The organism is Burkholderia sp. DN3021 (assembly GCF_049805555.1).
Taxonomy (GTDB): domain Bacteria; phylum Pseudomonadota; class Gammaproteobacteria; order Burkholderiales; family Burkholderiaceae; genus Burkholderia; species Burkholderia pyrrocinia_C.
On record NZ_JBNCAB010000254.1, the window covers coordinates 1 to 801 of the forward strand.

At 61.2% G+C, this 801-nt stretch carries 1 pseudogene; it reads right to left on the minus strand.

The annotated features are described in order from the left end of the window. Window positions 1–113 precede the first annotated feature (113 nt). A pseudogene (locus tag ACPUER_RS36945) lies at window positions 114–801 on the minus strand (IS5 family transposase); the annotation flags it as partial.

The window sequence follows — 801 nt, forward strand, 5'->3', positions numbered from 1 at the left end:
CCTCACCGCCCTTCGAGTGGGCCGCGAATCGGCCAAGTCGCGGTGTCGTCACGGCAGAGTTAGTTCAAAAGAGCGGTTTTTCGAGGTGCCCATAAGTGTTGCTGTTAGAAGCGCTAACAGAATGATTTTTGAAGGTGTCGCCAGCAAATGATGCAGGCGGCGATTTTCATGAACGCCTCGTGTATGGCGGCGAGGCGCTCGAACCGAATGCGCGGACGTCCGAAGTTGTGCAGCCACGCGAAGGTGCGCTCGACGACCCACCGGGTCTTGCCAAGGCCGCTGCCGTGGGGCTCACCACGGCGTGCGATCTGCGTGGCGATACCGGCAGCGTGCAGGGGCTTACGATATTTGTCGTGGTCGTAACCGCGATCGGCCTGCACAACGAAGGGCTTTGACAGAGGCCGCCCCCGCTTGCCACGAATGGGCGGGATGGCCTCGATCAGAGGCAGCAGTTGGGTGACGTCGTTGCGATTTGCGCCCGTGAGGATCAGCGCGAGCGGGATGCCCTGCGCTTCGGTAACGAGATGGTGCTTTGAACCGGGTCGCGCCCGATCAGTGGTATTGGGTCCTGTTTTTGACCTGATCCCACTGCACGAATGGAGGACGAATCGATGACCACACGCGACCAGTCGATGCGGCTGCACGAAGTTTCGCCAGCAATACTTCGTGCAGCCGGTCCCAGACGCCCGCCTGTTGCCAGTCGCGCAGTCTGCGCCAGCAGCTCATGCCCGAGCCGCAGCCCATTTCCTGCGGAAGCATTTCCCAGGGAATACCGGATTGCAGCACGAACAGGATGCCGGT